The 17,737-nt window shown below is 59.2% G+C and carries 11 protein-coding genes and 4 pseudogenes; 9 read left to right on the plus strand and 6 right to left on the minus strand.

Annotated elements, in window-relative coordinates:
- Positions 1–311: pseudogene (locus tag E4P82_RS22310) on the minus strand (IS701 family transposase); the annotation flags it as partial.
- A 187-nt stretch (positions 312–498) separates the two neighbouring features.
- Here E4P82_RS22310 and E4P82_RS16280 point away from each other — a divergent pair.
- Positions 499–714, plus strand: a pseudogene (locus E4P82_RS16280) (helix-turn-helix domain-containing protein); the annotation flags it as partial.
- A 160-nt stretch (positions 715–874) separates the two neighbouring features.
- Positions 875–1,315, plus strand: a pseudogene (locus tag E4P82_RS16285) (IS630 family transposase).
- Between the two features lie 173 nt (positions 1,316–1,488).
- Here the strand turns inward: E4P82_RS16285 and narL are convergent.
- Genes narL through E4P82_RS16305 form a run of 3 tightly spaced genes read right to left on the minus strand, consistent with a single transcriptional unit; the run spans position 1,489 to position 4,014 of the window.
- Positions 1,489–2,139 carry a two-component system response regulator NarL gene (gene narL, locus E4P82_RS16295; RefSeq protein WP_169249874.1) on the minus strand — a complete coding sequence of 217 codons (651 nt, stop codon included), beginning with the start codon at positions 2,137–2,139 and terminating at the stop codon, positions 1,489–1,491.
- The gene (locus E4P82_RS16300; RefSeq protein WP_169249875.1) at positions 2,132–3,151 is read right to left on the minus strand and encodes an ATP-binding protein; all 1,020 of its coding nucleotides are present in this window, start codon (positions 3,149–3,151) and stop codon (positions 2,132–2,134) included. The genes narL and E4P82_RS16300 overlap by 8 nt, the downstream gene beginning before the upstream one ends.
- Positions 3,148–4,014 (minus strand): type IV pili methyl-accepting chemotaxis transducer N-terminal domain-containing protein, encoded by an 867-nt coding sequence (locus E4P82_RS16305; protein ID WP_169249876.1) that lies wholly within the window; start codon positions 4,012–4,014, stop codon positions 3,148–3,150. Before E4P82_RS16305 ends, E4P82_RS16300 begins: the two co-directional genes overlap by 4 nt.
- 310 nt (positions 4,015–4,324) lie before the next feature.
- On the opposite strand from E4P82_RS16305, the pseudogene E4P82_RS16310 reads away from it, so the two are divergent.
- The 7 genes and pseudogenes from E4P82_RS16310 to mobB all read left to right on the plus strand — a co-directional run bounded on the left by E4P82_RS16310 (position 4,325) and on the right by mobB (position 16,103).
- Positions 4,325–7,016, plus strand: a pseudogene (locus E4P82_RS16310) (nitrate/nitrite transporter).
- Between the two features lie 75 nt (positions 7,017–7,091).
- Positions 7,092–8,708 carry an MFS transporter gene (locus E4P82_RS16315; RefSeq protein WP_169249878.1) on the plus strand — a complete coding sequence of 539 codons (1,617 nt, stop codon included), beginning with the start codon at positions 7,092–7,094 and terminating at the stop codon, positions 8,706–8,708.
- Between the two features lie 28 nt (positions 8,709–8,736).
- Complete coding sequence (locus E4P82_RS16320; RefSeq protein WP_169249879.1) at positions 8,737–12,495, plus strand: nitrate reductase subunit alpha; 3,759 nt, start codon at positions 8,737–8,739, stop codon at positions 12,493–12,495.
- 2 nt (positions 12,496–12,497) lie between these two features.
- Positions 12,498–14,045 (plus strand): nitrate reductase subunit beta, encoded by a 1,548-nt coding sequence (gene narH / locus E4P82_RS16325; protein WP_169249880.1) that lies wholly within the window; start codon positions 12,498–12,500, stop codon positions 14,043–14,045.
- Positions 14,046–14,108: 63 nt separating this feature from the next.
- On the plus strand, positions 14,109–14,822 hold the full coding sequence (narJ, locus tag E4P82_RS16330) for a nitrate reductase molybdenum cofactor assembly chaperone (RefSeq protein WP_169249881.1): 714 nt from the start codon (positions 14,109–14,111) through the stop codon (positions 14,820–14,822).
- A 72-nt stretch (positions 14,823–14,894) separates the two neighbouring features.
- Positions 14,895–15,575 carry a respiratory nitrate reductase subunit gamma gene (gene narI, locus E4P82_RS16335; RefSeq protein WP_169249882.1) on the plus strand — a complete coding sequence of 227 codons (681 nt, stop codon included), beginning with the start codon at positions 14,895–14,897 and terminating at the stop codon, positions 15,573–15,575.
- A gap of 15 nt (positions 15,576–15,590) precedes the next feature.
- On the plus strand, positions 15,591–16,103 hold the full coding sequence (gene mobB / locus E4P82_RS16340) for a molybdopterin-guanine dinucleotide biosynthesis protein B (protein ID WP_169249883.1): 513 nt from the start codon (positions 15,591–15,593) through the stop codon (positions 16,101–16,103).
- 204 nt (positions 16,104–16,307) lie between these two features.
- Here the strand turns inward: mobB and E4P82_RS16345 are convergent, their stop codons facing one another.
- Complete coding sequence (locus E4P82_RS16345; protein WP_312915415.1) at positions 16,308–16,742, minus strand: MarR family winged helix-turn-helix transcriptional regulator; 435 nt, start codon at positions 16,740–16,742, stop codon at positions 16,308–16,310.
- 384 nt (positions 16,743–17,126) lie between these two features.
- Positions 17,127–17,690: a Yip1 family protein gene (locus E4P82_RS16350; RefSeq protein ID WP_169249885.1), complete on the minus strand. Its 564-nt coding sequence runs from the start codon at positions 17,688–17,690 to the stop codon at positions 17,127–17,129.
- Between the last annotated feature and the right edge of the window lie 47 nt (positions 17,691–17,737).

Here is a 17,737-nt window from a genome sequence, read left to right on the forward strand (position 1 = left end):
TTCACGACACCATGATGTTTTCCCGACCAGAAATAACCCACGAGGCCATCAGTTGGCCGTACGGTTTATCTAACACACTGTCGTCGACACTGACCGTGCCGCCCTTCAACGTCAAGCCGGAGCGGACTTCCTCGAACAAATCGCGGGGCGTGTAGTCTTCGCGGAGCAAAAACCGATTGACGCTGTCATGGCTGATCTCCATGACCTCCGCCAAGCGATTCCCCGTTGGCGAATGCGGCTCACCTAACAAAAAAAGAAACATACATCGCCAAAGTGCAACGCGCTGTCGATGGGCGACTGATAACTCTCATCAACCGAAAACCTTCGTGGACCGAGTTCGTCTTTACCGACCACACCATACGATACTTGTCAATGCGTAAGTTCTATTATAGTAATTTGAAAAAAACAATTATCCATAGCGTTATAAAAAAGATGACAGGACTTACGCAAAAGCGACTTTGAAGGACGCAGGAGTCTTTGTAATACGACTTACGCCAGCGGGCGGTGCGATATGTGGAGGCGGGTGGCCGAATCACGGCGGCGGCGCGGTTGTTTGGGGTTCACCGACAGACGGTGCAGGGCTGGATACGGCTGGCGCGCGGCGATGGCCTGCGTGAGGCGCGGAAGCCAGGGCCACGCGGTGGTCGCAAGGTGACGGAAACGGCCTTGCACCCAGCACTGTTGGCGCGGCCCGATGCGAAGCTGAAGGAATGAGGCGCTGCCTTGCAAGTTCATCCCTCAACGGTGCATTACGCCTGTCAAAAATGGCGGATCAGTCGCAAAAAAAAACTGGGGATACCGGGAGCACGACGCCCGGCAAGGGCGCGACTCTTTGCGCCTTCGTGAGCGCTACCACCATCGAGGCCAACAGTTTGTGTACATCGACGAAAGCGGCTTCGAACGCGAAACCACCCGTCGTTACGGTCGGGCACCGCGAGGTCAGCCGGTTCATGGTCTGCGCACGGGCCGCGCCCGCCCACGAACCTCGCTGATGGCCGCCCGCTTCGAAGGCGGCGATTTCGCCGCCCCCGGGTTGTTTGAGGGGACCTGCAAGACCGACCTCTTCAACGGCTGGCTGGAAAGTCAGCTTTGCCCATTGCTCCACTCGCAACACGTCGTCATCCTGGACCATGCGGCCTTTCACCCATCCGCCAAAACCCGCGATCTTGTTGCACGCACTGGCGCCACCTGACTCTATCTTCCCCCTTATTCTCCCGACCTCAACCCCATCGAACACGACTTCGCCAACCTCAAGAAAATCCGCGAATACAACGAACAGACCTCCCTGGATTCCCTCGTCAAAATGTATAATTAATTATTCAAATTACTATAGGCCCAGTAGCGATCGAGTCTGGTGCTGCTGTTTCTCCCCAGTCTTGGCCAATATCAGTTCGTCTGGAAGCAGCGTTCGAATAGCCATACTTGGCGCTCCTTTCAGGGCAAATGGAATGGACGCCTCCCACCCTGTGAGGTCTGAATCAGTCGCCGCTAAGCGTGAAATCCCTGTTTGACCGCCCAAACCGCCGCTTCGACCCGCGACGCCAGATCGAGTTTGCGCAACAGGTGTTTGACATGAACTTTCACCGTGCCTTCGGTGATGTTCAGTTTGCGGGCGATCAGTTTGTTGCTGCAACCAGCGGCGATCAGCGACAGGATTTCCCGCTCCCGCTCGGTTAGCTTGACACTGTCGATGGGTCTGGGTTGGGTTTCGTGGCGCAGCGTGTCGGCCAGAATCGCCGCCACCCGCTCGCCCAGCGCGATACGGCCCTGCGCGGCGGTTTTCAGGCTATGTAGAACCTCTTCCGGTTCCATGTCCTTGAGCAGGTAGCCGTCGGCGCCCAGCCGCAACGCCGCCACCACGTCTTCCTCGCTATCGGAAACGGTCAGGATGATCACCCGCGTATCCAGGTCGGCGGCCTTGAGGGCTTTCAGGGCTTCCATGCCGCTCAGGCCACGCATGTTCAGGTCGAGCAGAATCAAATCCGGCCGTAAGCGATGCGCCAATTCCACGCCCTGCTGGCCGTCGCCAGCCTCGCCGACCAACCGCAGGGAGGGCTCCATGGTGATCAGTTGCAAAATCCCCTTGCGCATCAGCGGGTGGTCGTCGACGACCAGAATGGTTTGAACTTCGTCAAGCATAACGCACTTCGTCGCGTGGCTGGCCGGCGCTGTCGAGGGAGCGCTGATGAGCGGCGGGCAGGAACCTCAATTGCACCCGCAGGCCACGGCCGGGTTGGGAGTGAAAGCTCAGCACGCCGCCCATCTGAGCGGCTCGCTCGCGCATGATATTGAGGCCAAAGTGGTTTTCCCGATCGGTTTCGGCCGGTAGTCCGATGCCGTCGTCGTCGATGTCGATGGCCGCCTCGCCCTCGTGCGTGCTGTGCAGCCGCACCGAAATCCGCTGGGCGCGGGCGTGTTTGACGGCGTTGTTCAGTGCTTCCCGGACGATCTGCATGACATGAATCTGTTCGTTGGGATCAAGCGCGTAGTGCCAGCCGGCATGATCCAGTTCGATCGGCAGTTGGCCACGGTGACTGAATTCCCGCGTCACTTCGCGCAGGCTGTCTTCCAGTCGGGGATGTTCCATCTTCAGGCGAAACGTGGCGATCAGTTCCCGCAATTGCCGGTAAGCGCCGTTGAGACCCTCGCGCAGCTCGGTGACGATGTCGCGCGCTTGCGCGGCGGTTTCGGCGCCGCCGGGTAGCAGTTGCAGGCGACCGACCTGGATTTTCAGATAGGATAACGATTGCGCCAGCGAGTCGTGCAGTTCACGGGCGATGACCGCGCGTTCTTCCAACAGCGCCAACCGGCGACGGTGCTCGGTTTGTTCGTTGGCCCGCAACGCGGCGGCGATGTTGCGCGCCACCGCTTCCAGCAGCGGCAGTTGCCAGGTGGTGGCGACCGTTTCCAGACCAGGGCCACGGACGATCAATACCCCGAACCGCCGTTCCTGGACCATGATCGGGATGGAAAACAATTCGTGGCCGGTGTCTAGCGGGTGGGTGGCGCCCTCGCCCAGACAAGGTTCGCAGTTCGGCCGACGACAGAACGCCGCACGATCGGGCGGTCGCGGCTGGGCGGTAAAGACCCGGCTGGCCTGGCGACTGATGGGGTCGATCAGGCAGAGCGTGACCGAGTCCAGGCCGGTCAATTTTTCGATCTCCGCCANCACAGCTGGTAGTTCGCATCGTCGAAGGCCGATTCGCCGAGCCGTCTAGTGGTGTGGTAGAGCAATTCCAGCGAACGGTTGCTGATCCGCAGCGCCTGGGTTTGCCGTTCGACCCGAGCTTCCAGATCAGCGTACATCGCCGACAGGTCGGTCGCCATTAGATTGAAAGCGTGGCCCAGCACGCCCAATTCGTCGTTGCCGACATGGCTGGCCCGCACCGTCAGGTCACCGCTTCGGGCCTTGCTCGCCAGCTCCACCAGATCGCGCAACGGCGCGATGACGCCGCTGTGCAATTGGTACATGGCGGCGAAAATCAGCACCACAATCAAAAACAGGGCCATGCCCTGCACCAGTCGCAACCACAGGATTTTCGCCTCGGTGTCCTGCTCTAGCAGCTTGACGAAGGCATCCAGCTTGATGACGAAATCGTCCACCTGCCGCAAATAGGCCGTGGAGGGCGAGGCGTCCGCCACGGAAGTTTCCAGGATCGGCCGCAGGGCGTCGCGCCAGGACGACATGATGGCCCTCAGCGTTCGGTTCTTGGAGTCGCTTTCGGCCGAGGAGATCGCGCCGGTTTGCCAGAGATGATCCAAGCGGCGTTCGAACTGGTCGATTTCCCGAGCCACCTTCTCGACAGGGTGGGTATCGGTGTCGCGGGAGTCCTGCAAACGGGTGGCGATGCGGTAGGACTGCATGCGCAACGAGCCGGCCAGGTTGAGCGCGGCGGCGTCGCCCTTGCTGGATTCGGCGATGAACACCGAACTGATCATGCTCAGCAGCGCCAGCAGCACGATGCCGCCCATGGTCAGGCCGTTGCGGAAAATGATTGAGTCGTTACTTTTCATTGGAAGATTCTCTCATCGTCGCCCTATCCGTCATGGCTCGACCATGCCGAGACATCCGAATATTCCCAGGGTTATTGTGGATACCTCCACGGCATGACCCAGGGTGAACAATCCATCCGCGCCGTCATCGAGTGACGTGCAATAAATAAAATAATAACAGTTAGTTATCCTGCATGATTGATGTACCTCCAAAGAGGTATGAGATTGGTTGGAAGGGTCATTTCGAAGATAAAAACCAATGACTTAACTCAAGAATTGGGCGTCGCGGGCAGCGTAGTATTGCACTTGCAGCAGAAAAGCGAGGTTCGCAATGGCCACGACGCTTCAACGAAAACAAATCTCGGTGCTGACGATGAATACCTTGGCCTTCGCGGTGAATTTCGCCGTGTGGACCATGTTTTCAATTATCGGCATTCGGATCAAGCAACAACTCAATCTCAACGAAACGGAATTCGGTCTGCTGGTCGCCACGCCGATTCTGACCGGTTCGCTGGTGCGCCTGCCGCTCGGCATCCTGACCGACCGTTTCGGCGGACGCATCGTCTTTTTTCATTCAGATGATTTTGGTCGCCATCCCGATTTACGGGCTGGCGTTCGCTACCCAATATTGGCAATACCTCACGCTCGGCCTGTTCGTGGGCCTGGCTGGCGGCTCGTTCGCGACGGGCATTGCCTACACCTCGGCGTGGTTCAGTAAGGAGCGGCAGGGTACGGCGATGGGCATTTTCGGCGCCGGCAACGCCGGTTCCGCCATCACCAATCTGGTCGCGCCGCTGCTGGTGGTCGCCTACGGCTGGCGGATGGTGCCGCAAGTCTATTCCATCGCCATGCTGATCATGGCCGTGCTGTTCTGGCTGTTCACCTATCCCGATCCCAAGACCGAGGAACGCAAGCAGTCCGGCGTCAAGCTCACCCTGGGTCAGCAATTGACGCCACTCATGGACCTGCGGGTGTGGCGATTCGGCGTGGCCTATTACTTCGTGTTCGGCGGCTTCGTGGCGTTGGCGCTGTGGCTGCCCAAATACTACGTCGGTGAATACGGCCTCGATCTGAAGACCGCCTCTTTCGTCACCATGCTGTTCACGCTGCCTTCCGGGGTTATCCGCGCCTTGGGCGGCTGGATTTCCGACCGTTACGGCGGTAGCCAGACCACTTGGTGGGTGTTCTGGATTTCGCTGATCAGCTTGTTTTTTCTCTGCTATCCGCAGACCACCATGACCGTCCATACCTTGCGCGGCGACGTGTCGCTCAATGTCGGTCTGGGTGTGGTGTCCTTCACCGTGCTGGTGTTCCTGGTCGGCATCGCGCAGGGCATCGGCAAAGCCAGCGTCTACCGCTGCCTGGCTGATTATTATCCCAACAGCATGGGTTCGGTCGGTGGTTTGGTCGGGGTGATCGGCGGCCTGGGCGGTTTCACCATGCCGATCATGTTCGGTGTGGTGGTCGATGCCTTAGGCGTGCGCAGCAGCGCCTACATGATCATGTTCGCGGTGCTGGCCGCAACCATGCTATGGACCTGGTTGGCCGAGCGGAATGAACGCGAGGCGATTCTGGAACGGCATGCCGATGTCCGCGCCGAGATGGAACAGGCGCAACTCATCGAGCATGTGCGGCCATATTGGCGTCGGCTGATCGATTGGCGGCCCGACGACGTGACCTTCTGGGAACAGACCGGTCGGCGCATCGCCAACCGCAATCTCTGGCTGTCGATGCCCGCGCTGCTGTTGGCCTTCGCCGTCTGGATGGTGTGGAGCGTGATCGTGGTCGAGTTGCCGCATATCGGCTTCCAGTTCACCGCCAATCAGTTGTTCTGGCTGGCGGCGCTGCCCGGACTGTCCGGGGCCTTGTTCCGCCTGCTGTTCTCCTTCGTGGTGCCGATTTTCGGCGGGCGCAACTGGACGGTGTTCAGCACGGCGCTATTGTTGCTGCCGACCTTGTGGATCGGCGTCGCGGTGCAAGACCCCAATACCCAGTATCCGGTGTTCGTCGTGATTGCTTTGCTCTGTGGGTTAGGCGCGGGCAATTTCTCGTCCAGCATGGCCAATATCAGCTTCTTCTATCCACGGCGTTTGCAGGGCACGGCGTTGGGATTGAACGCCGGCATCGGCAATCTGGGCGTGGGCTTGGCGCAGTTGATCACGCCGATCGCGGTTTACGGTGGGGCGCTGCTGGTGCTGGGCGGTAGTCCGCAAAGCCATGCGGATGGGGGCGCGACGACCCAAATCTGGGTGCAAAACGCCGGATTCATCTGGGTTCCGTTCATTGCCGTCGCCGCCGTCGCCGCCTACTTGGGCATGGACAACATCGCCAGCGTCAAGGCGGGTTTCGCCGAGCAGACCGCGATCTTCAAGCACAAACATCAATGGCTGATGAGCTGGCTCTACATCGGCACTTTCGGTTCTTTCATCGGCTTGGCGGCTGGATTCCCGATGCTAGTCAACACCATTTTCCCTGGTGTGGACGCCTTCCAGTTCGCGTTTGTCGGCCCACTGCTCGCCGCGTTCGTCCGGCCCATCGGCGGCTGGTTGGCGGATCGTGTGGGCGGGGCAGTTATCACCTTCGGAATCTTCCTGATCATGGCGGTGGCGCCCCTGGGTGCCGCGGCATTCCTGCCAGGGGCGCATGGTGGAGGCAACGTCATGGGTTTCGTGGCGATGTTTCTGGTGTTGTTCCTCGCCGCTGGTATCGGCAACGGTTCCACCTTCCGCATGATCCCGATCATCTTCCGCACCCTGCGCGAGCGGCAGGTTGCCGACCGGAATGATGAAGCGGCGCTCGAACAGGCGCGCCGCGACGGTGCGACCGAAGCAGCGGCGGCCATGGGTTTGAGCGCGGCAATCGCGGCTTTCGGTGGGTTCTTCATTCCCATGGCCTATGGCACCTCCATCGAATGGACCGGCAGCCCGCACAGCGCGTTGATTTTCTTCAGCCTGTTTTATCTGAGTTGTGTGCTGGTGACTTGGCGGTGGTATTCCCGCAAGGAGGCCGAAGTCTCGTGCTGAAAAGAGCGGTTACGAAGGTACCGAATGCAAGCCTCGTTTGATCGATGATTATAAAATTATAGAGGTTTCAAGATCATGGCGGACATTCGTGAATGGCGCGTGGAAGATCCCCAATTTTGGGAAACCACGGGCAAAGGCATCGCCAACCGTAATCTGTGGATTTCCATTCCCAGCCTGTTGTGCGGCTTCGCGGTGTGGATTTACTGGAGCATCATCACCGTACAGATGCTCAATGCCGGATTTCCGTTCAAGCCGGCGGAGTTGTTCACGCTGGCGGCCATCGCCGGCCTGACCGGCGCGACTCTGCGCATCCCGTCGAGCTTCTTCATCCGCATCGCCGGTGGCCGCAATACCATCGTGTTCACCACGGCGTTGCTGATGATCCCGGCGCTCGGTACCGGCATCGCCTTGCAGAGCCAGGAAACCCCGTTGTGGGTGTTCCAACTGCTGGCGTTCCTGTCCGGGTTTGGCGGCGGCAATTTCGCTTCCAGCATGTCCAACATCAGCTTCTTCTTCCCCAAGCGGATGCAGGGTTTGGCGCTGGGGCTGAACGCCGGCCTGGGCAACGCCGGCGTGACCACCATGCAGATTCTAGTGCCGCTGGTGATGACGTTTCCCTTGCTGGGCTCCTTCGGTGGTGAACCGGTCACGCTGGTGCAAGCGTCCGGCTCGCTGATCGGCAAGATTCCCGCCGGAGCGCCGACGTATATCCAGAACGCTGGCTTCGTCTGGCTGTTTCTGCTGATCCCATTAGCCTTCATCGGCTGGTTCGGCATGAACAACCTCCGCACCGAGGAAGTCTCGCCGCACATCGGTTCGCCCCTGGGCGCGATCTCCAAAATCATGGGGATGTTGTTGATCGGCTTCATCGCCGCCGGCGTGGGTTTGTATCTGATCCTGCCCGCGCCGATAGGACTCGGGTTGCCTTCGTGGAGCAAGTGGCTGGTACTGCCCAGCGTCATTGCGCTGACCGTGTTCTTGCTCAAGCTGATTCCCGGTGAAATCAAGCCTAATTTGCAGCGGCAATTTCTCATCTTCGGCAACAAGCACACTTGGGTCATGAGCATCATCTACACCATGACCTTCGGCAGTTTCATCGGCTATTCGGCGGCTTTCGCCTTGGCGATCAAGGTGATCTTCGGTTTCAGTCACATCGCCGGCGTGGATGGCGTGCTGACCCACACCACCGTCAACCCCAATGCCCCCAGCGCGCTGATGTATGCCTGGATGGGACCGTTCATCGGGGCGCTGATTCGGCCCATTGGCGGCTGGATCTCCGACAAGGTCGGCGGCGCGCTGGTCACGCAGATCATTACCGTGGTGATGATCGCCGCCGCGCTGGGGGTGGCCTATTACATGAGCGCGGCCTATCAATCGGCGACGCCGGAACAGTATTTCATGCCGTTCTTCCTGCTGTTCCTGACCCTGTTCGCGGCCAGCGGCATCGGCAACGGTTCCACCTTCCGCACCATCGCCATGGTGTTTCCCAAGGAACAGGCTGGCCCAGTGCTCGGCTGGACCTCGGCGGTCGCTGCTTACGGCGCCTTCATCATCCCGCAAGTGTTCGGCGAGCAGATCAAGGCCACCACGCCCGAATACGCGCTCTACGGTTTCGCCATTTTCTACTTCATCTGTCTGGTGCTGAATGGGTGGTACTACCTCGGTCCCAAGGCGGAGTTCAAGAATCCTTAGCAGGCTAAAGGCTGAGAGGTAAGCAGAGATGAGTCACTTTCTCGACCGACTGAACTTTTTCAAGAAGATTACCGACACCTTCTCTGGCGACCACGGCATTGTCACCAACGAGGATCGTGGCTGGGAAGACGCCTACCGCGCCCGTTGGCAACACGACAAGATCGTGCGCTCCACCCACGGCGTGAACTGCACCGGTTCCTGTAGCTGGAAGATCTACGTCAAGAACGGTTTGGTGACTTGGGAAACCCAGCAGACCGATTACCCGCGCACTCGCGACGATTTGCCCAATCATGAGCCGCGTGGCTGCTCGCGCGGCGCGTCCTACAGTTGGTATCTGTACAGCGCCAACCGGGTGAAATACCCGATGATTCGCGGTCGGTTGATCAAGCTTTGGCGCGCGGCGCTGGCGGTGCATAAAGATCCGGTGGCGGCGTGGGCGTCCATTGTCGAGGACCCGGCCAAGGCCACCGAATACAAGCGCCAACGCGGCTTGGGCGGTTTCGTTCGCTCCACCTGGGACGAGGTCAACCCGATCATCGCCGCCGCCAACGTCTACACCGCCAAACACTATGGTCCGGATCGGATTTATGGTTTCTCACCGATTCCGGCCATGTCGATGGTGTCCTACGCCGCCGGTTCCCGCTATCTGTCGCTGATCGGTGGCGCATGCGGTAGTTTCTACGACTGGTACTGCGACCTGCCGCCCGCCAGTCCAATGGTCTGGGGCGAGCAGACCGACGTGCCGGAATCCGCCGACTGGTACAACTCCACCTTCCTGATGATGTGGGGTTCCAATGTCCCGCAGACTCGCACCCCGGACGCTCACTTCATGACCGAGGTGCGCTACAAGGGCACCAAGACGGTGGTGGTCTGCCCGGATTATTCGGAAGCCTCCAAATTCGCCGACATCTGGTTGCATCCGAAGCAAGGCACCGACGCTGCCGTGGCGATGGCCATGGGTCATGTCATCCTGCGCGAGTTCTATCTCGATGGCAAATCGGACTATTTCACCGATTACGTCCGCACCAAGACCGATTTTCCCTATCTGGTGCTGCTCGATCCGCGCGAAGACGGAACATATGTCAACGGTCGCTTTCTGCGTGCCTCCGATCTGGCGGGTGGTGCTGGTCAGACCAACAATCCCGAGTGGAAAACGTTGGCCTTCGACGAGAACAGTGGCCATCTGCTGGTTCCGAATGGCTCGATAGGGTTCCGCTGGGGCGAGAAAGATGGGATGGTCGGTAAGTGGAACCTGGAGTCGAAGGAATCCCTGAGCGGTGCCGAAACCCAGTTGCGCTTGTCAGTGAACGAAATCCAGGACGAGGTGGTTCCGGTCGCATTCCCCTATTTCGGCTCGACCCAGCACCCGCATTTCGCCTGCACCGGCCACAGCGAGATTCAGGTCCGCAACGTGCCGGCCAAAATGATCAAGCTGGCGAACGATTCCAAGGCTCTGGTCGCCACGGTGTACGACCTGACCCTGGCCCAGTACGGTCTGGATCGGGGCTTGGGCGGCGGTAACGTCGCCAAAACCTATGACGACGATGTGCCTTATACCCCGGCCTGGCAGGAGAAAATCACCGGAACGCCGCGTGAACAGATCATCGCCGTCGCCCGCCAGTTTGCCGAGAATGCCGACAAGACCCGCGGCAAGTCGATGGTCATCATCGGCGCGGCGATGAATCACTGGTATCACATGGATATGAACTACCGAGGCGTCATCAACATGCTGATGATGTGCGGCTGCGTCGGCCAGAGCGGCGGCGGCTGGTCGCACTATGTCGGTCAGGAAAAATTGCGCCCGCAGACCGGCTGGACGGCGTTGGCATTCGCGCTGGACTGGCACCGTCCGCCCCGGCACATGAATTCGACCTCATTCTTCTATATCCACAGCAGCCAGTGGCGTTATGAAAAGCTGGCGATGACCGAAATTCTGTCGCCGCTGGCCGACCCGCAACAGTGGCGGGGGACGCAGATCGACTACAACGTGCGTTCGGCGCGCATGGGTTGGCTGCCGACCGCGCCGCATTTCAACGCCAATCCGCTGCAAATCGCCAAAGATGCTGCCGCCGCCGGTAAAGCGCCGAACGCGTATCTGGTGGAAACTCTCAAGGCCGGCAAGGTCAACTTCGCCTTCGAGGATCCGGATAACCCGGTCAATTTCCCGCGTAACCTGTTTGTCTGGCGCTCCAACCTGCTGGGTTCTTCCGGCAAGGGTCACGAATACTTCCTCAAATATCTGCTCGGCGCGGTGCATGGCGTGCAGGGCAAGGATTTGGGCGAGGAAGGCGGCGAAAAGCCGTTGGAAGTGAAATGGCGGAAGGGCGCGGAAGGGAAGCTCGATTTGTTGGTGACTCTGGATTTTCGCATGTCCACCACCTGCCTGTATTCGGACATCGTGTTGCCGACCGCCACCTGGTACGAGAAGAACGACCTCAATACCAGCGACATGCACCCGTTCATTCACCCGCTGAGCGCGGCCGTCGATCCCGCTTGGGAATCGCGCACCGACTGGGATATTTTCAAGGGGATTGCCAAAGCCTTCTCGGAAACCTGTTCCGGTCATCTGGGGGTGGAAAAAGACATCGTCGCCTTGCCAACCCTGCACGATACCCCCAGCGAGCTGGCCATGCCGGAGGTGAAGGACTGGAAGAAGGGCGAATGTGAGCTGATTCCCGGCAAGACCGCGCCGAGCCTGGTCGTGGTCGAGCGCGACTATCCGAACACCTACCAGAAGTTCACCTCGGTCGGGCCGCTACTGGATAAAGTCGGCAACGGCGGTAAGGGCATCACTTGGAATACCGAGCACGAGGTCGAAGCGCTGGCGATGCTCAATTACACGGTGCTGGAGGAAGGTGTATCCAAGGGTCGGCCCCGCATCGACAGCGACATCGACGCCGCCGAAATGATCATGATGCTGGCCCCGGAGACCAACGGCCACGTCGCGGTGAAAGCCTGGGCGGCGCTCAGCAAGATTACCGGCCGCGACCATACCCATCTGGCGCTCCCCAAGGAACACGAGAAAATCCGCTTCCGCGATATTCAGGCCCAGCCGCGCAAGATTATCTCCTCGCCGACCTGGTCGGGTCTGGAAGACGAAAAAGTCAGCTACAACGCCGGTTACACCAACGTCCATGAACTGATTCCGTGGCGGACCCTGACCGGTCGCCAGCAGTTCTATCAGGATCATTCGTGGATGCTCGGTTTTGGCGAAGCCATGTGTGCCTATCGCCCGCCGGTGGACATGAAGACCGTCGAACCGATCATCGGCAAGAAGCCGAATGGTCATCAGGAAATCGTGTTGAATTTCATCACTCCACACCAGAAGTGGGGTATCCATAGCACCTACACCGACAATCTGTTGATGCTCACCCTGTCGCGGGGTGGCCCGATCATCTGGATGTCCGAGATCGACGCCAAGAAGGCCGGCATCGAGGACAACGACTGGATCGAAGCCTACAACCTCAACGGCGCCATTGCCGCTCGCGCCGTGGTCAGCCAGCGCGTGCCGGAAGGCATGTCGATGATGTACCACGCCCAAGAAAAGATCGTGAACACGCCCGGCTCCGAAATCACCGGCACCCGGGGCGGCATTCACAACTCGGTCACGCGCACCGTGCTGAAGCCGACCCACATGATCGGCGGCTATGCCCAGCAGAGCTACGGCTTCAACTATTACGGCACCGTCGGCGCCAATCGCGACGAATTCATCATCGTCCGCAAGATGGCCAAGGTCGACTGGCTCGACGACGAAATCCCGGACAACGCCACCGTGGAGGCGCATTGATCATGAAAGTACGCGCACAAATCGCCATGGTCCTGAATCTGGACAAGTGCATTGGTTGCCATACTTGTTCGGTGACCTGCAAGAACGTCTGGACCAGCCGCGACGGCATGGAGTACGCCTGGTTCAACAATGTCGAGACCAAACCCGGTATCGGTTATCCCAAGGAGTGGGAGAACCAGCAAAAGTGGAACGGCGGCTGGAAGCGCCACCGGGATGGCAAGATCGAGCCGAAGCAGGGCGGCAAATGGCGGATTCTGGCCAATATCTTTGCTAACCCTGATCTGCCGGCCATCGACGATTACTACGAGCCGTGGGACTACGACTACGCGCATTTGCAAAACGCGCCGGAGTCGAAAGCCATGCCCACCGCCCGGCCGCGTTCCGCCATCAGCGGCGAGCGGATGCAGAAAATCCACTGGGGGCCGAATTGGGAGGAAATCCTCGGCACCGAATTCGCCAAGCGCTCCAAGGATACCAACTTCGAGAACGTGCAGAAAGAGATTTACGGCGAGTTCGAAAACACCTTCATGATGTATCTGCCGCGCCTGTGCGAGCACTGCCTGAATCCGGCCTGCGTCGCTTCCTGCCCGTCGGGTGCGATCTACAAGCGCGAGGAGGATGGGATTGTCCTGATCGATCAGGACAAATGCCGGGGCTGGCGAATGTGCGTATCCGGCTGTCCGTACAAGAAGATTTACTACAACTGGAACACCGGCAAATCCGAGAAGTGCATTCTCTGTTACCCGCGCATCGAGGCCGGTCAACCGACGGTGTGTTCGGAAACCTGCGTCGGGCGCATCCGTTATCTAGGCGTGTTGCTCTACGATGCTGACAAAATCGAGCAGGCGGCCAGCGTCGCCGACGAGCAGAGTCTGTATCAGGCGCAGCTCGATCTATTCCTCGATCCGTTCAGCCCAACCGTGCAAACCGAGGCGCGTCAAGCGGGCATTCCCGAACCGTGGTTGCAGGCCGCCCAGGACTCGCCGATCTACAAGATGGCCATCGACTGGAAGATTGCCTTCCCGCTGCATCCCGAGTATCGCACCCTGCCGATGGTTTGGTACGTGCCGGCGCTGTCGCCGATTCAGGCTCGCGCCGAGTCCGGCCAGATCGGCATGAATGGCATCATCCCCGATGTCGGTTCGCTGCGGATTCCGCTGAAATATCTGGCCAACCTGCTGACTGCTGGCGACGAAAAACCAGTCAAGCGGGCGCTGGAGCGGATGCTGGCCATGCGCGCCTACATGCGTGCCAAGACCGTGGATGGCGAGATACGAGAAGACGTGTTGCAGGCCGTCAACCTACGCATCGACCAGGTGGAATCGATGTATCGCTACCTGGCCATCGCCAATTATGAGGATCGCTTCGTCATTCCGACCAGCCACCGTGAGTACGCCAGCGCCACCTATGATGCCTTCGGCGAACGCGGCGGCTGTGGTTTCAGCTTCGGAAACGGTTGCTCGCCGGGAACGGACAAGACCAACCTGTTTGGTGGCAAGAAGGTGACGGTACGCCGGGCGATCCCGATCCGGGTGGAGCCCACGAAGTAAGGCGGACTTTCAGTTTATAGGGTGGGCAATGCCCGCCCTACCCCCGCAAGGAGAGATTGCACCATGAAAACCCTGCAAGTTCTGTCCGCGCTGCTCTGCTACCCGCAGTCGGAACTGCAAGCCGCGCTGGGTGAAATGATCGAGGTTCTCGACCAGGAAAATGTGTTGCCGGAACGCGAGCATCGGGCGCTGCTGGCGCTGATCGACCAGATACGGCGGACCGATCTGATCGAGTTACAGGAGCGATATGTCCGGTTGTTCGACCAGGGTCGGGCGCTGTCGCTGCATCTATTCGAACACATCCACGGCGAATCGCGGGATCGCGGCCAAGCCATGATCGACCTGTTGAGGATCTATCAACAACACGGTTTTGAGCTCAGCGCTCGGGAATTGCCCGATTATCTCCCGCTGTTTCTGGAATATCTGGCGCAGCGCCCGACTGGAGAGGCACTGGACATGTTGGTTGATGCCATGCACGTCATAGCCTTGCTCGGCGCTCGACTGGCTGAACAGGGCAGCGATTACCATGTTGTGTTCGACGCGCTGGCCGCGCTGGTCGGTGAACCGGCGGACATCGAGGCGATTCGCCAACAAGCCGCGACCGAGGGTCCCGACGAAACGATCGTCAACATGGACAAGATTTGGGAAGAGGAGGCCGTGACCTTCCTGGCGAATCAGGATGGTTGTGGAAAAAGCCAAGGTGGTCACGCCACGGTTCAACCTGTGCGCTGGGTGTCTCCACCCGGCTCAACGCCGCGAGCCGCTCGTTCCCTATGATATTTCCTCCGCTCAAGCGAGGGAGGGGTAGGGGTGAGGGTTGCCCTCGGCACACACTTGAGGCACAAGAACATGAGTTACCTGAATACCTTGTTATTTGGTGTTTATCCGTATCTGGCTGGCGCGGTATTCCTGCTCGGCAGTCTGGCGCGCTTCGACCGCGACCCGTTCACCTGGAAAGCCCATTCCAGTCAGATGCTCAGCAACAAAAACATGCGCTGGGCCAGTAATCTGTTTCACGTCGGTATCCTACTGCTGTTCCTTGGGCATTTCGTCGGCCTACTGACGCCGCCGGAAGTATTTCACGCCTTGGGTGTTTCCGCGGGCGCCAAGCAGATACTGGCCATCGTCGCCGGCAGTGTCGCCGGGTTGATGTGCTTCGCCGGTTTGACGATGCTGGTGCGGCGGCGTTTGAACGATCCTCGGGTGCGCGCCACCAGCACCCGGATGGATATTTTCATCCTGCTGCTTTTGTATGTGCAGCTCATTCTCGGCTTGTTGACCATCCCGCTGTCGTTGATGCACCTGGATGGCGGCAACATGTTGCTGCTGATGCAATGGGCACGAAATGTCGTGACGTTCGATCCGGCGGAAGCGGTAGCCGCCATCACGCCCATTGGGCTGCTGTTCAAGCTGCACATTTTCCTTGGCTTAACGGTGTTTCTGGTCTTTCCGTTCAGCCGGCTAGTGCATATCTGGAGCGCGCCGATGACCTATCCGACTCGTCCTTATCAAGTGGTGCGGCAGCGCTGATCCGGTCGGGCGGCGATGAAAGTGCTCGGTATCAGCGGTTGGAGCGGTTGCGGCAAGACCACGCTTATCGTCGCCCTATTGCCCCGGCTACGCGCACGCGAGCTGACCGTGTCCACGCTCAAACACGCCCATCACGATGTCGATCTGGAGACGCCCGGTAAGGATACCTGGCGTCACCGTCAGGCCGGCGCCCAGGAAGTGATGTTGGCGACTAGTCGCCGTTGGGTCTTGATGCACGAACTGCGCGAGGAGCCGGAGCCCACGCTGACCGAGTTGCTTGCCCATCTGCAACCGGTGGATCTGGTGCTGGTCGAAGGTTGGAAGACCGGCATATATCCCAAGCTGGAAGTTTGGCGGCCCCTCGCCGAGGACAAGCCACCACGCTTTCCAAGCGACCCGAGCATTGTCGCCGTCGCCTGCGAGCCGTTGTTGGAACCGGTGGTGTACGGTCGTCCTGGCTTGCCGGTATTCCCGTTGGAGGACTTGGACGGCATCGCCGGATTCGTGGCGGATTTCGCCCGGTCCTGAGAGACTGTACAAAAACTAAATTTTTTAAAAACAAATACATATAGAAGATATCGCGGCTTTTCTGGCGTGAAAGGCACCCTATCATCAGTAAGCCTATGTTTTTACGTGGTGAGTTTTTGCACAGGCTCTGAGGTTGAACCGCCCGGGCTTTCCCAGAGGCTCGCACTCTTGAGAAGATGGAGCCATGAGAAAAGCGGGGGCGGTTCACGGCTCGGTGTGTTCGAAAACCTGGATATTGGGCACCACGAAGCGTCCCTGCAAGGAGGCCAGTTGCGCCCGGTGCAGACGCGCGATCTGTTCAACCACCTTTTGACCGTTCTCAAGCAAGTGGACCTTGATCTGGCGTCGATCTTCCGATGAGCGGCGACGCTCGACAAACCCCAGCTTCTCACAGCGCGAAATCAGTGCCACGACACCGTGTTGTTGCGTCTGCAGGCGCTCGGTAAGCTCGCCCACGGTTGCCCACTCGCGACCGGGATAACCCTTGATATGCAGCAACATTAGATACTGCAGGGGCGTAATGCCATGTTGGCGCGCCACCTCTTCGCTGAAACGAACAAACTTCCGTATCTGGTAGCGAAAATCAGACAGTATTTCAAAGTCATGCTTGGTCAAAGGCCAGTCATCATGTATCGGCACGGGTGTATCCATCGATCACGGTGTTGGGTGCGTATCGTCTCATCCCGACGCAGTCCGCCCTGGAAGCGCGAGGCATGAGGCGGGTCAGCGAGTCGGGGACGACACGCGGGGATGGATATGAATAAACCTACACGTGCGGGAGCGGCGGTAGGTATCGGCGCGTGGCGCATGGGGTGAAGTGGTGGGGAGGGTATATGCACGCGCATCTGGCAGCCGTGATGCCCTTCTTCGTAGAGGATCTGGCTAGGCGCGCGTCGCGCCAAAGCCATGGCCCCGAAGCGAGGCATACCGGGGATCAAAAGGCGGTCACCGAGCGGCGGGAAGCGAAAGGCGGGACTGGGATCGCCCCCATTCCGTCCCCCGAGGCACGGCGACATACCGACCTCAATGCATCAGTACGATTTGCACGAGCACCAACCAAGCGAACAGTCCCGCGCCCGCGATGACTGTCGCCATCTGTAACGCCTGAAGATCCTCGCGCATGTGAAACAGCGCATAGACCCCATGATAAATCAGTCCAGTCGAACCAAACAGCGCCAGAATCCCAATAACCATATTGATGAGCAGACTCGGTACGAACAGCGCCAGCGAGGAAAGCCACAGCGGAATCGGGGCGATGGCCGCCAGCGTGAAGCATTCGTGATAGCTAGCGGTAACACTATACGTTTTTGTGACGATGAGGTGAATCAGCCAAGCCATCGCCGGAACGGTTAGCAACTGGGCGACAAAGAATATCCCCGCCGCGGTGTGCCACTGTGCGGGCGAAACCCCTGGCGCAAAGACATCGCCATGGTGTCCTCCCGCATAATAGATCATCGCCGGCGGTAACAGCGATAACGGCAACACCACCCATGCAAACAGGCGGGTTACTGATGGATGAATGCGGATTATTTCGTCCCAACCCTCATGAAACGAAAAGACCATCTTCGGTGTTTGCAGCAAGTTCATGACGGACTCCTTACACACGACCGATCCGGCTTCGACCGGACTGATTG

Origin of the sequence: Candidatus Competibacter phosphatis (genome assembly GCF_012939995.1) — a bacterium.
GTDB classification, from domain to species: Bacteria; Pseudomonadota; Gammaproteobacteria; order Competibacterales; family Competibacteraceae; genus Competibacter; species Competibacter phosphatis.

Bases quoted from the DNA above. Each gene is read 5' to 3' on its own strand.
- narL (WP_169249874.1), bottom strand. From the start codon at position 2,139: ATGCTTGACGAAGTTCAAACCATTCTGGTCGTCGACGACCACCCGCTG.
- E4P82_RS16315 (WP_169249878.1), top strand. From the start codon at position 7,092: ATGGCGGACATTCGTGAATGGCGCGTGGAAGATCCCCAATTTTGGGAA.
- E4P82_RS16320 (WP_169249879.1), top strand. From the start codon at position 8,737: ATGAGTCACTTTCTCGACCGACTGAACTTTTTCAAGAAGATTACCGAC.
- narH (WP_169249880.1), top strand. From the start codon at position 12,498: ATGAAAGTACGCGCACAAATCGCCATGGTCCTGAATCTGGACAAGTGC.
- narJ (WP_169249881.1), top strand. From the start codon at position 14,109: ATGAAAACCCTGCAAGTTCTGTCCGCGCTGCTCTGCTACCCGCAGTCG.
- narI (WP_169249882.1), top strand. From the start codon at position 14,895: ATGAGTTACCTGAATACCTTGTTATTTGGTGTTTATCCGTATCTGGCT.
- mobB (WP_169249883.1), top strand. From the start codon at position 15,591: ATGAAAGTGCTCGGTATCAGCGGTTGGAGCGGTTGCGGCAAGACCACG.
- E4P82_RS16350 (WP_169249885.1), bottom strand. From the start codon at position 17,690: ATGAACTTGCTGCAAACACCGAAGATGGTCTTTTCGTTTCATGAGGGT.